Source organism: Vreelandella hamiltonii (assembly GCF_014651795.1).
In the GTDB taxonomy this organism is placed as follows: domain Bacteria; phylum Pseudomonadota; class Gammaproteobacteria; order Pseudomonadales; family Halomonadaceae; genus Vreelandella; species Vreelandella hamiltonii.
Map to the genome: position 1 here is coordinate 72,335 of NZ_BMXO01000019.1, position 13,158 is coordinate 85,492.

Below are 13,158 nucleotides of genomic sequence, written 5' to 3' on the forward strand. Positions count from 1 at the left end.
CGAACGAAGGGTAGATCGCTATGGCAGCTGCAAAAGAGATACGCACCCAGATCGGGAGCATCAAAAATACGCAGAAGATCACCAGCGCCATGGAAATGGTGGCTGCATCGAAAATGCGTAAAGCGCAAGATCTGATGAAGTCCAGTCAGCCCTACGCCAAGCAGATCCGTAATGTGGTAGCCCATATTGCGGATGCAGACGTAGAGCAGGAAGACAAGCACCGCTACATGGTCGAGCGCCCTGTCAACCGCGTGGGTTATATCGTGGTGTCGACAGACCGCGGCCTGTGTGGCGGCTTGAACGTCAACCTGTTCAAGGCCGTTCTGAAAGATGCGATGGCCTGGAAACAGCAAGGCGTTGAGCTGGACTTCTGTGCCCTTGGCTCCAAGGCCGGTGCCTTCTTCCGCAATTATGGTGGCAACCTGGTTGCTGCCAAGAGCGGATTAGGTGAAGCACCGACCGTCGAGGGTCTGATCGGTAGTGTGAAGGTCATGCTGGAAGCGTACGATGAAGGTCGGCTGGATCGCCTGTACGTGGTGTACAACGAGTTCGTGAACACCATGACGCAGCGCCCGGTCGTGCATCAGATCCTTCCGCTGTCCCCTGACATGGGCAGCGAAGAGAAGCATGACGAAGAAAACGCCCGTCCCGGAAGCTGGGACTACCTGTATGAACCGGATGCCAAGGCGTTGCTGGACAGCCTGTTGGTTCGATTCATCGAATCGCAGGTGTATCAGGCGGTAGTCGAAAACGGTGCGTGCGAACAGGCCGCCCGTATGATCGCTATGAAGAGTGCCACTGATAACGCGGGCAACCTGATTGACGATCTGGAGATGGTTTACAACAAGGCCCGTCAGGCCGCCATCACCCAGGAAATTTCCGAGATCGTCGGCGGCGCTTCTGCCGTTTAACGCCGAGGGAGTGGTCTGACTGACAGGTCATTCCCGGCAGACAGGTTTCATTTGCAGGTTTTTGAGAGGAACCAAGATGAGCGGACGTATCGTACAAATCATCGGCGCGGTGATTGACGTAGAGTTTCCGCGGGACTCTGTGCCCAAGGTCTACGACGCGCTGAAGGTCTCCAATGTTGAGACCATCCTCGAAGTCCAGCAGCAGCTGGGCGACGGCGTAGTACGCGCCATTGCCATGGGCTCCACCGAGGGTCTGAAGCGTGGCCTGGACGTGGTCAACACAGGTGCCGCGATTTCCGTACCGGTGGGTAAGGAAACGCTGGGCCGCATCATGAACGTGCTCGGTGAGCCGATCGATGAAGCGGGCCCGATTGGCGAGCAAGAGCGCATGCCGATCCACCGTAAAGCCCCCAGCTATGCCGACCAGGCAGCTTCCAACGAGCTGCTCGAGACCGGCATCAAGGTCATCGACCTGGTATGCCCCTTCGCGAAAGGCGGTAAGGTTGGTCTGTTCGGCGGCGCGGGTGTCGGTAAAACCGTCAACATGATGGAGCTTATCCGCAACATCGCCACCGAACACAGCGGCTACTCCGTATTCGCCGGTGTGGGTGAGCGTACTCGTGAGGGTAACGACTTCTATCATGAAATGACCGAATCCAACGTTATCGACAAGGTAGCGCTGGTCTATGGTCAGATGAACGAGCCGCCCGGCAACCGCCTGCGCGTAGCGCTGACCGGCCTGACCATCGCTGAGAAATTCCGTGATGAAGGCCGTGACGTTCTGCTGTTCGTCGACAACATCTATCGTTACACCCTGGCCGGTACCGAAGTATCTGCACTGCTGGGTCGTATGCCTTCAGCGGTAGGTTACCAGCCGACGCTGGCGGAAGAGATGGGCGTTCTTCAGGAGCGTATCACTTCCACCAAGACAGGCTCTATCACGTCGGTGCAGGCCGTTTACGTTCCTGCGGATGACTTGACTGACCCGTCTCCTGCGACCACCTTCTCCCACCTTGACGCTACCGTGGTACTGGCGCGTTCCATCGCTGAGCTGGGTATCTACCCCGCCATCGATCCGCTGGACTCCACGTCACGTCAGCTGGACCCGCTGGTCGTTGGTGAAGAGCATTACGAAGTGGCGCGTGGCGTGCAGAACGTTCTGCAGCGTTACAAGGAGCTGAAGGACATCATCGCGATCCTGGGTATGGACGAGCTGTCTGACGAAGACAAGCTGGCCGTATCTCGTGCGCGTAAAATCCAGCGCTTCCTGTCTCAGCCGTTCTTCGTGGCTGAGGTATTCACAGGCTCACCCGGTAAGTATGTTTCTCTGAAAGACACCATCCGTGGCTTCCAGGGCATTCTGGCTGGCGAGTATGACGATCTGCCGGAACAGGCCTTCTACATGGTCGGCTCCATCGACGAAGCTGTCGACAAAGCCAACCAGATGAAGAAGTAATCCCGTCCATTAGGGGGATTCGCTATGGCGAATAGCTTCACTTGCAATATCGTCAGCGCAGAAGCATCCATCTTCTCAGGCAAGGTCGAGCAGGTGGTGGCTTCCGGGATCATGGGTGACCTTGGCATCTTGCCGGGGCACGCCCCGCTGCTGACCGAGCTTCAGCCGGGCCCGATCCGCGTGATCCACGATGGCGGCAAGGAAGAAAACTTCTTTGTCTCTGGCGGCTTCATGGAAGTCCAACCAGATGTCGTGACGATCCTGGCAGATGCTGCTGCTCGTGCCGGTGACCTCAACGAGGCCGCCGCCGAGGAAGCGCGTCAGCAAGCGCTGAAAGCCTTTAACGACAAATCAGCAGAGCTGGATTATACCCGTGCTGCTGCTGAACTTGCCGAAGCCGTTGCTCAGCTGCGAACGATCCAGCAGCTGCGCAAGAAGGCGGGTAAAGGCTAGTTACACGCACTGTGTACCCACACGCCCCTTAAACCCGAGCAGGGTTTAAGGGGCGTTTTTTTTTGTCTGTTAGTATGGTGGTCAGTCGTCCCGGATTTGAATGGCATCAGGAGAGAGCGATGGCGCTGAACGAAGAAGCCTTACAGGAATTGAAAACCGAGCTGCTCGAGGAGCTGGTCAAGGAAGAGCCCCGCAAGGCGCAGTTGGCGGAACGTCTCGCCGAAATTCGCTCGGCCGACATTGGCGAAGTGCTGGAAGAGCTGATCGAAGAGGATGAGGAGCTACGTGCGGCCCTGACGGTGCTGGACATACTCTCCACCGAGCGAGCCGCCAATGTGTTGGGCTATCTGCCAGGCGAGAGTCAGCTGGAAGTCGTCGGTGAGCTGAGCGATACCCAAGTGCTCAAGCTGCTAGAGGAGATGGGCTCGGATGAGCGGGCGGATCTGTTCAACCTGCTCGATGAAGATCGCCGCGAAGCGTTGTTGCGCCGCATGGCGCATCAGGAGCGGGAAGATCTCAAGCGTCTTGCCAGCTATGAAGAAGGCACGGCCGGCGCCATCATGACCTCTGACTATGTAGCGATAGCCAGTGGCATGACGGTGTCACAGGCGATGATGCGAGTACGACAGACAGCGCCGGATGCGGAAACGGTCTACCAGCTCTACATACTCAACAAGGAAGGTGAGCTGGTGGGAACCATGTCTCTACGGCAGCTGATGGTCGCCCGTCCGGGTGCCATCGTCGATGACATCATGATCAAGGATGTCATCAGCACCCACGTAGACGAAGAGCAGGAAGAAGTGGCGCGTATCGTGGCGCGCTATGACCTGCTGGCGCTGCCGGTACTCGATCAGGATGGGCGCATGGTGGGGATCGTGACCCACGATGATGCCATGGACGTGGCTGAATCCGAGGCCACCGAAGATATCCACAAGGGGATGTCGATTGGCCAACTGGAAGACGGTGTCAGTCGGGTGCCCTTGGCCAGTCTTTACCGCAAGCGGGTGACCTGGCTGGTACTGCTGGTGTTTGCCAACCTGTTTTCGGGGGCTGGTATTGCGTACTTCGAAGATACCATTGCCGCCCAGGTCGCTCTGGTATTCTTCCTGCCGCTGTTGATTGGCAGTGGCGGTAATGCGGGCGCCCAGGCGGCCACGTTGATGGTGCGGGGTATGGCCACCGGGGACGTAGGGGTCAAGGACTGGAGCAAGATGCTGGGCAGGGAGCTGCTGGTGGCCGGTGCACTGGGGCTGACCATGGCGTTGGCCGTCGCGCCCATCGGGGTCATGCGTGGCGGTGAGGACGTCGCCATGGTGGTCGCGTTGAGCATGGTCACCATCGTGCTGTTCGGTAGCATGATGGGCATGTGTCTGCCGTTCGTGCTGGAGCGCTTCAAGGTGGACCCTGCCACGGCCTCGGCACCGCTGGTGACGACCTTGATCGATGCCTCGGGGGTATTGATCTACTTCACCATCGCCACCGCCATTCTGACCAACGTCTAGCGCATGGCGCTGCTGGCCGCGCGGGTGATGAACATCACTTCCACGTGGCCCAGCCACTCGATGTCGCTGGCCAGCGCCTTGAGCTGGCTGGCCAGGCACTGGGGCGGCTGGTGGACCGCGTCACCGATGATCAGCGTGACCGATACCTTGTCGTCCAGGTAGTGAAGCTGCAGATCGTTCAACGTGCGCCATACCGGGTGCATGTACCAGCGCTCATCGAGAGCGGCTTCCACTTCTGGGCGCAAGGGCAGGCCGGGCAGGCGGCTCGGGTCGCCCTCACCGGCATCGTCTTCCGGGTCCACGTGGAAGATGACGTCGGTCAGTAGCGGAAACTCGTGGCGCAGGCGGCGACTCACCTCATTGCCGATTTCATGAGCTTCGGAAACGGTGATACGCGGACCCACCACCACGTGCAGGTCCACCATCACCCAGCCTGCCGATTGGCGCGTACGCAGGTCATGCACGCTATCCACGCCGGGCACGCTGCAGGCCACATCATGCATCTGCTGCTGCACGTCTTCGGGCAAGGCGGTATCTACCAGTTCTCTGGCGGATTCCCACAGCAGGTCGATGCCGACCTTACCTACCAGTAACCCCACGATGATCGCGGCCACGGCGTCCAGCCACCCCAGCCCATACTGGGCACCCACCAGTGCTACCAGCACGACGGCCGTGGAGAGAGCATCGCTGCGGGAGTGCCAGGCATTGGCTTCCAGCAGCTTGGACTTGACCCGTTTGGCGACCCGCATGGTGTAGCGGAAGATCCACTCCTTGCTGATCAGGGCCAGCACCGTCACCGCGATGGCAAAAGCGCCGGGCGCGCCTACTTCGGTACCGCTCAACAGACGGTCGATGCTCGACCAGGCGATACCGCCGGCCACAAAGATCAGCACACTGCCCAGCAGTAGCGTGGTCAGCGTCTCGATACGGCCATGGCCATAATGGTGGTCGTTATCCGGTTCCTGACGGCCATAATGAATGGCGGCCAGAACAAAGCCATCGGTGACAAGGTCAGACAGGGAGTGAATGCCATCGGCAATCAAGGCTGCCGAGCCAACCAGAAACCCCACCACCACCTTGACGACACTCAGCAGCCCATCCAGCCAGGCACCAATGTACGTGACGCGCTTGGCTTCCTGGCTGTCTATGGCGTTGCTGGGAACCACTGATGATTCTGGGGTCTGAGTCATGGGATACCTTGAAGACTCGCTCTTTCGATAGGCACTTATTGTAGCGCACCACGGCGCAAGCTCTATACCTTCTTGCCAGGAGTCCTTGGTCAGAGCGGACAATGAAAGCGGGGATGTGTATCCTTGGCAGCTCTGGCACTCCCAGCCATCGCCCTTTGACTCACTGTTTACAGGATGCACCATGGATTGGCTTCAAGTCATTATTCTGGCGTTAGTGCAAGGACTAACGGAATTCTTGCCTATTTCAAGCTCTGCACACCTGATTCTGGTGCCTGAACTGACCTCTTGGGAAGATCAAGGGTTAGCCTTTGACGTGGCACTGCATTTGGGAAGCCTGAGCGCGGTCGTCATCTACTTTCGTCATGAAATCATTCAGATGATCACCAGCACCTCGAAGGCGTTGGTAGGGCGCGGGGTGGATGAAGATGCTCGCTTGGGCATTTGGGTCGTCATCGCGACGATACCCGTCTGTCTGGTGGGGTTTCTGCTCCATGATGTGATTTCGGACTATATGCGTTCAACCCTGATCATCGGGGCGAGCCTTATCGTTTTCGGCCTGCTGCTAGGCTTTGCCGATTGGCGCAAGCGTGGGACACGTAGTGAGTATCAGATGTCGCTCAAAGACGTGCTCATCATCGGTGGTGCCCAGGTGTTGGCGCTGATTCCAGGCACGTCCCGTTCTGGGATCACCATCACGGCAGCCCTGCTGGTAGGCATGAGCCGAGAGGGCGCGGCACGCTTCTCGTTTCTGCTGTCGATCCCCGTGATTGTGCTGGCCGGAGGACTGGAGGCCGTTGGCTTGCTCCGCGACCCACAGGCCATCGACTGGCCCGCCATGATCGTCGGTACGCTTCTCTCTGGTATTAGCGCTTACTTGTGTATTCACTATTTTCTGGTCGTCATCAAGAAACTGGGCATGCAGCCGTTCGTGGTTTACCGCGTGGTATTTGGTCTCTGGCTGCTGTGGTTCTTCCACTTCTGACCCCGCGCACATTTCAAGGAAAATGCGATGAACATCGGCTATCGTCCCTTTTTAGCTGGCCTTGGTTTACTCACCCTGTTGCCCCTGATGGCAGGCTGTTCCGAGAGTGATCGCCCCCTGGAGCCGCCCACCCGGTTTGAAGGAGGGGTATTTGGCTCTTTCTACCAGGTGACGGTGATGGATCCGCTGACCCAGGGCCAGGCACAGGCGTTGGAAGAGGGCTTTCTGGCCGAACTCGAGAGCGTGGACCGTTCCATGTCGACCTATCGGGATGACGCCGAGCTGGTAACGTTCAATCATGCGCCGCTGGATGAATGGCAGCCATTGTCCAATGAGCTGATCGAGGTATTGGCCGTCAGCCAAGCCATTGCGACGGATAGCGATGGTGCCTTCGACGTGACGGTGGGCGGCCTGGTGAATCTGTGGAGTTTCGGGCCAGAGGCGAGGCCAGAAGAAGTGCCCAGCGATGAAGCCCTTGCCGAACGCCTTTCGACCGTCGGGTATGACGCCCTGGAAGTGGATACCCAGCAGATGCAGGCGCGACGCACGCGGGATATCTTTGTCGATCTTTCTGGCGTGGCGAAAGGTCATGCCGTCGATCGAGTGGGTGCGTATCTGGACCAGCAGGGGATCGAGCACTATCTGGTGAACCTGGGGGGAGACATGATCGCCCGGGGTTACCGGGAGCCCGACGAGGAACTGGCTTGGCGTGTAGGTATCGAAGTGCCGGAAGACGGTGAGCAGACGGCTCAGCATATCGTGCCGCTCAGCAACTTGTCGGTGGCGACCTCCGGTGACTACCGCAATTACTTCGAAGTCGACGGGCAGCGCTACTCGCATACCATCAATCCTCGTGACGGCAAACCGATTACCCATGACCTGGTATCGGTGTCGGTCTTCCACCCTTCCAATGCATGGGCGGATGCCTGGGCCACGGCACTGCTGGTCGTCGGCACGGAAGAGGGAATGGCACTGGCCCTTGAACACGACCTGAGCGTACTGCTGCTGGTGCGCGACGGCGACCGCTGGCGCAGCATCGCCAGCCCTGCGTTTACGAACTATTTTGGTGATGCGCTGCTGGAAGAGCTGGGCATCGATGCCTGGACACCGGCGGTGGCCCAATAACGGTAGGTACTGAACATGCATGATCTCGACATCGTCATTCTGGCCGCTGGCAAAGGGACGCGGATGCGCTCTCCCTTGCCGAAAGTGCTGCATACCCTGGCAGGCAAACCCATGGTGCAGCACGTGCTGGAGACCGCTCAGGCGCTGAATCCGGCACGGACCCACGTGGTGATCGGCCACGGCGCTGATCAACTGCGAGAAGCGCTGGCAGAGCATGACGTGCTGTTTGCTCTGCAGGAAGAGCAAAAGGGGACGGGCCATGCCGTGGCTCAGGCCCAGGCTCATCTGGGCAACGGCGTCGTGCTGGTGCTTTACGGCGATGTGCCGCTGATTCGCCGTGACACGTTGGCCAACCTGCTGACTCAGGTGGATGAGCAGCATATGGGCCTGTTGACGGTCACGCTGGATGACCCTGGCGGCTACGGGCGCATCGTGCGCGATAGTGACGGGCAGGCCGTGGCGATTGTCGAGCAAAAAGATGCCAACGACGAGCAACTGGCCATCACCGAGTGCAATACCGGCATCATGGCCATGACCAGCGCTCAACTGAAGCGCTGGTTGCCCCAGCTCTCGGCAGAGAATGCCCAGGGTGAGTACTATCTGACCGACGTCATTGCCATGGCTGCCAGCGAAGGTATCAAGGTGGCCACGGCGCAGCCCCACGATGCTACCGAGGTGGAAGGGGTCAACAACCGTGCCCAGATGGCCCGTCTGGAGCGTGCTTACCAGCAGCAGACGGCGGAAGCGTTGATGGCCCAGGGCGTTGCCCTGGCAGACCCGGCGAGAATCGATGTGCGCGGCAAGCTCACCTGTGGACACGACGTGTTCATCGATGTGGGTTGCGTCTTCGAAGGAGACGTGGAATTGGGCGAAGGCGTGCGCGTTGGCCCTTATTGCGTGATCAAGAACAGTACCCTCGGTGCTGAAAGCGTCATCGATAGCCACAGCGTCATCGACTCCACGGTGGCCGCTGGCCATAATCAGATTGGGCCCTACGCTCGTCTTCGCCCCGGCACGCGTCTGGCGGTCAAGGCGAAAGTGGGCAACTTCGTGGAGACCAAGAACGCCGAGGTCGGTGAAGGCAGCAAGATCAATCACCTGAGCTACGTGGGCGATGCCACCCTGGGGCGCGAGGTGAACGTTGGGGCAGGCACCATTACCTGCAACTACGATGGCGCCAACAAGCATCGCACGCAGATTGGCGACCATGCGTTCATTGGCTCCAACAGCGCGCTGGTCGCGCCTGTTTCGATTGGTCAGGGAGCCACCGTGGGCGCGGGCTCCACCATCGCCAAGGACGTGGCAGAACATACCTTGGCGGTCACTCGCAGCCGCCAGTTGGAAAAGGCCGACTGGCCGCGCCCCACCAAAAAAGCAAACTAACTATCGGTGACACAGGCGCTTGGCGCCTCCAGGAGAGTGGAGTATGTGCGGTATCGTCGCAGCCGTGGCACAGCGCAATGTGCAGGGAATATTGTTGGAAGGACTCAAGCGTCTGGAGTATCGTGGTTATGATTCGGCAGGCATGACGGTACTCAGCAGCGGAGCGCTGACCCGCCACCGGGCACTGGGGAAGGTAGCGGCCCTGGAAGAGCGCCTGGCCAACGAGGCACTGCCGGGGCATTGCGGTATCGCCCATACCCGCTGGGCCACCCACGGCAAGCCCTCCGAGGCCAACGCTCACCCCCACCACAGCCGCGACAGTGTCGCTGTAGTACATAACGGCATCATCGAGAATTACGAGCAGATCAAGGAGACGCTGCAGGGCAGCGGCTACACCTTCACTTCCGACACCGATACCGAAGTGATCGCCCACTTACTGGCCGACAAACTCACTACTGGCAAGACACTGTTCGAAGCGACCCAGGAGATCGTCAGCGGGCTGGGGGGAGCTTACGCGCTGGGCGTGATGAGTACGCACGAGCCTAACGTGGTGGTGGGCGCCCGTCAGGGCAGCCCGCTGGTGGTGGGCGTGGGGATCGATGAAGCCTTCCTGGCCTCCGACCCGCTGGCGCTGTTGCAGGTCACCGACCGCTTCATCTACCTGGAAGAGGGCGATCTGGTCGAGCTGCGCGAACACGGTGCCATCCGTATCGTCGACCGACAGGGGAACGTTGTCGAGCGCCCGGTGCATACCTTCGAGCATGGCGATGGTGCCGCCAGCAAGGGAGAGTATCGCCACTACATGCTCAAGGAAATCTTCGAGCAGCCCAGGGTCATCGAGGCGGCGCTGGAAGGACGGGTGAGCGCCAACAGTGTGCTGATCGAGAGCTTCGGGCCAGACGCTCAGGCGCTGTTTCAGAAAACCCGCCAAGTGCATATCATCGCCTGTGGCACCAGCTACCATGCGGGCCTGGTGGCCCGCTACTGGCTGGAGCGCTATGCTGGCGTGCCGGTGCAGGTCGAAGTGGCCTCCGAGTATCGTTACCGCCACCCGGTGGTGCCGGAAGGCACGCTATTCGTCACGCTCTCTCAGTCTGGGGAAACCGCCGATACGCTGGCAGCGCTGCGGTTTGCCAAAACCCTTGGCTATGTCGGTACGTTGGCGATCTGCAACGTGCCCGGCAGTTCGCTGGTGCGCGAGTCGGATATGTCGCTGATGACCCGTGCAGGCCCTGAAATCGGCGTGGCCTCCACCAAAGCGTTTACGACGCAATTGATCGCACTGCTGCTGCTGACGCTCTCCGTCAGTAAAGCGAAGGGTCGGCCTGAACAGCCAGCGATTCTGGCTGCCCTGCAGGAACTACCGGCGCTTTGCCAGCAGGTATTGGACCTCGATGCGCAGATCGAAGCGCTCTCCCAGGCGTTTGCCGAAAAGCACCATGCGCTGTTTTTGGGGCGTGGCGCTCACTACCCGATTGCCCTGGAAGGCGCCCTGAAGCTCAAGGAGATCTCCTACATCCACGCGGAAGCCTATCCGGCTGGCGAGCTGAAGCATGGCCCGCTGGCGCTGGTGGATAGTGAAATGCCGGTGATCTCGGTGGCCCCGAACGATGACCTGCTGGAGAAGCTGAAGTCCAACCTGCAAGAAGTGCGCGCTCGCGGCGGCCAGCTGTTCGTATTCGCTGATCGCAAGGTAGGCATCAGCGCTCAGGACGACATCCGCGTGCTGGAATTACCGGAGGTGCACGAGGCACTGGCGCCGCTGCTATATACCCTGCCGCTACAGCTGCTGAGCTACCACGTGGCCGTATTGAAAGGCACCGATGTGGACCAGCCACGTAACCTGGCGAAAAGCGTGACGGTGGAATGATCGGTACCTCACTGTGAGGTATCAGAATAAAGTTGGTAACGAAAGGCGACTCTTCCATCAGTGGGAGAAAAAGCAGCTACTAACGGTCAAGCGCTGTGCAAACATTCAGCAACCGAGAGGCTAATCGCAGATGCACGAATTTACTGCCGAAGAGTTGCTGGAACAACTGCAATTGCTGGATGAATGCCCGCGTATCGAAGCTAAAAGGGGTACCGATATTGGTGGCTCCGTGATGCAGACGGTCTGTGCTTTCGCCAACGAGCCCGGGCTAGGTGGCGGTTATTTGCTGCTGGGTGTTTCGGAGCCGGATAATGAGCATGAGCAGTTTTATGTATCGGGTATCCACAAGACAGATCAGGTATTGGGAGAGCTGCAAACCAACTGCCGAGAACAGTTTGAGCAGAGCATACCGGTGTCGGCAGAAACCTTACAGCTGCACGGCAAGACGGTGATTCAGGTGTTTGTGCCGGAGCTTGAGCCGGCCGCGAAGCCTTGTACTTTCAAAGGTAAATTCGATAAGAAAAATAAACGCAAAACAGGTGTATGGCGTCGTGGACTGAATGGCGACTACGAGTGTACTCAAGCCGAGATAGAGCCGTTGCTGCTGGCGAAGAGTGGCTTGGGTTTTGAGCAGGTCGTGTTGCCGGGTGCGGAATGGGATGATCTAGACCCGGATATCATTGACCTGTATCGCCAGCTACGGGCACGAGTACGCCCTTATGCCGAGGAGTTGCAGGTCAGTGATCAGGAGATGTTGCGTGCACTGAATCTTGTCAAAAAACACAACGGTGAGTGGCTACCAAATGTCGCTGGACTGTTGCTGATGGGTAAGCCACTGGCGTTGCGGCGTTTGTTGCCTTCGGTGCGTGTAGATTATGTGCGTATCAGTGGCACCCAGTGGGTTGAAGACCCTGAGCAGCGTTTTCGAACCACATTGGATATGCGTGAGCCGCTGTTACGTCTGATCCCAAAGCTCGAAGCTACCATTCTGGACGATTTACCAAAGCATTTTCGTCTGGATGAAGGTAGTACCCAGCGTAGCGATCAGCCGCTTTTACCACAAAAAGTGGTACGAGAAGCGGTCGTGAATGCCCTGATGCATCGAGATTATCAAGTACAGCAGCCGATTCTGGTGGTGCGCTATAGCAATCGTATTGATATACGTAATGCAGGCTACTCGTTGAAGCCAGAGACCATGCTTGGCGAAATGGGATCGAAATTACGCAACCCGGTATTGGCTGCAGTGCTGTACGACCTGAACTTTGCTGAAACCAAAGGCTCTGGTATTCGTACCATGCGCTCTCTGTTACATCAGGTCGGCTTAACGGCTCCGGTTTTTTCAAGCCATGTGATTGCCAACGAGTTTCAGGCAACCTATTTGCTGCACCAGCTATTGGGTGAAGATCAGCTAGCATGGTTACGTCAGTTCAAGGATTTGCAGTTAACCAACGATGAAGCCAGAGCCTTGATTTTGGCGAAGGAAACCGGTGCAGTTGATAACGCTGGTCTGCGTGCAGTGACCGGGCTGGATACTTTATCGGCCAGTCAGGTATTGGGACGTTTGCACCATCAGTATGGTGTGCTGGTAAAAGGTGGAGCAGGCCCCGCAACCTACTATCAGCTTGCCGATTGGTCATTTGACTTGGGTGAATTACCTTTATTCCACAGCCAAGAGGCAGTAAATACGGGTGACTTGGGAGTAAATACGGGTGACCTCGGTGCAAATAAGGGTGACCTCAGTGTGAATGCGGGTGACCTGCCTGACGCTTTGGCTCTTCGGATAGAGGAGCTCACACCCAAAACACGTAAGGATAAACTTTGGCCGGTGATCCTATGGTTGTGTGCACTACGTCCCTATAAAGCAGAACAACTGGCCAGCCTGCTAGGCGGGCGCTCAGTCAAGTCGCTCAAGAGTACTCATCTGAACGTTATGCGTGAGCATGAAAAGATGCTGGCTTACCTCTTCGCTGAAGTGGTGAATCATCCGGATCAGGCATATCAAACCACAGAAAAAGGTATTCAGTGGTTGCGGGAGCAGGGTATTGAGCCTCGTGGAGAAACCCGACATGGATAACGACCTGACTCTCTGCACGATCGGTGGCGAGTAACAGAGCAAGGAACCTGAATTATTGATCAAACAGATGGCTAATCACACGGACTTGGCATCCCATAGCAGTTGAACGCTTGACGTCCTCCCCGCCCTAAAGGACGGGGATTCCAACTTCTTGAGGGCAACGTCCTGCCCCGAGGCTGAGGATATTCCGGGCCGCATTCACGTCCCGGTCG

10 protein-coding genes are annotated in these 13,158 nt (G+C 58.2%); 9 read left to right on the forward strand and 1 reads right to left on the reverse strand.

The genetic code is table 11. From position 1 onward, the window contains the following. Positions 1-20: 20 nt before the first annotated feature. The 4 genes from atpG (at position 21) to mgtE (ending at position 4,322) form a co-directional block, all read left to right on the forward strand. The gene (atpG, locus tag IE061_RS16335) at positions 21-911 is read left to right on the forward strand and encodes a F0F1 ATP synthase subunit gamma (protein ID WP_193462067.1); all 891 of its coding nucleotides are present in this window, start codon (positions 21-23) and stop codon (positions 909-911) included. 76 nt (positions 912-987) lie between these two features. Next, positions 988-2,367, forward strand: a complete 1,380-nt coding sequence (gene atpD / locus IE061_RS16340; protein ID WP_016915577.1) for a F0F1 ATP synthase subunit beta — start codon at positions 988-990, stop codon at positions 2,365-2,367. A gap of 24 nt (positions 2,368-2,391) precedes the next feature. Continuing rightward, the gene (locus IE061_RS16345; RefSeq protein WP_193462068.1) at positions 2,392-2,820 is read left to right on the forward strand and encodes a F0F1 ATP synthase subunit epsilon; all 429 of its coding nucleotides are present in this window, start codon (positions 2,392-2,394) and stop codon (positions 2,818-2,820) included. 119 nt (positions 2,821-2,939) lie between these two features. Further along, positions 2,940-4,322, forward strand: a complete 1,383-nt coding sequence (gene mgtE / locus IE061_RS16350) for a magnesium transporter (RefSeq protein WP_193462069.1) — start codon at positions 2,940-2,942, stop codon at positions 4,320-4,322. Here the strand turns inward: mgtE and IE061_RS16355 are convergent. Beyond that, positions 4,319-5,512 carry a cation diffusion facilitator family transporter gene (locus tag IE061_RS16355; RefSeq protein ID WP_193462070.1) on the reverse strand — a complete coding sequence of 398 codons (1,194 nt, stop codon included), beginning with the start codon at positions 5,510-5,512 and terminating at the stop codon, positions 4,319-4,321. The genes mgtE and IE061_RS16355 overlap by 4 nt on opposite strands. A gap of 181 nt (positions 5,513-5,693) precedes the next feature. Here IE061_RS16355 and IE061_RS16360 point away from each other — a divergent pair, with 181 nt between their 5' ends. From IE061_RS16360 to IE061_RS16380, 5 genes are all read left to right on the forward strand, one after another. Beyond that, positions 5,694-6,494, forward strand: a complete 801-nt coding sequence (locus tag IE061_RS16360) for an undecaprenyl-diphosphate phosphatase (protein WP_193462071.1) — start codon at positions 5,694-5,696, stop codon at positions 6,492-6,494. 27 nt (positions 6,495-6,521) lie between these two features. Further along, the gene (locus IE061_RS16365; RefSeq protein WP_193462072.1) at positions 6,522-7,619 is read left to right on the forward strand and encodes an FAD:protein FMN transferase; all 1,098 of its coding nucleotides are present in this window, start codon (positions 6,522-6,524) and stop codon (positions 7,617-7,619) included. Positions 7,620-7,634: 15 nt separating this feature from the next. Then, positions 7,635-9,002, forward strand: a complete 1,368-nt coding sequence (glmU, locus tag IE061_RS16370) for a bifunctional UDP-N-acetylglucosamine diphosphorylase/glucosamine-1-phosphate N-acetyltransferase GlmU (protein WP_193462073.1) — start codon at positions 7,635-7,637, stop codon at positions 9,000-9,002. Positions 9,003-9,045: 43 nt separating this feature from the next. After that, positions 9,046-10,872, forward strand: a complete 1,827-nt coding sequence (gene glmS, locus IE061_RS16375; protein ID WP_193462074.1) for a glutamine--fructose-6-phosphate transaminase (isomerizing) — start codon at positions 9,046-9,048, stop codon at positions 10,870-10,872. A 130-nt stretch (positions 10,873-11,002) separates the two neighbouring features. Then, positions 11,003-12,946, forward strand: a complete 1,944-nt coding sequence (locus IE061_RS16380) for an ATP-binding protein (protein ID WP_193462075.1) — start codon at positions 11,003-11,005, stop codon at positions 12,944-12,946. Positions 12,947-13,158: the final 212 nt, after the last annotated feature.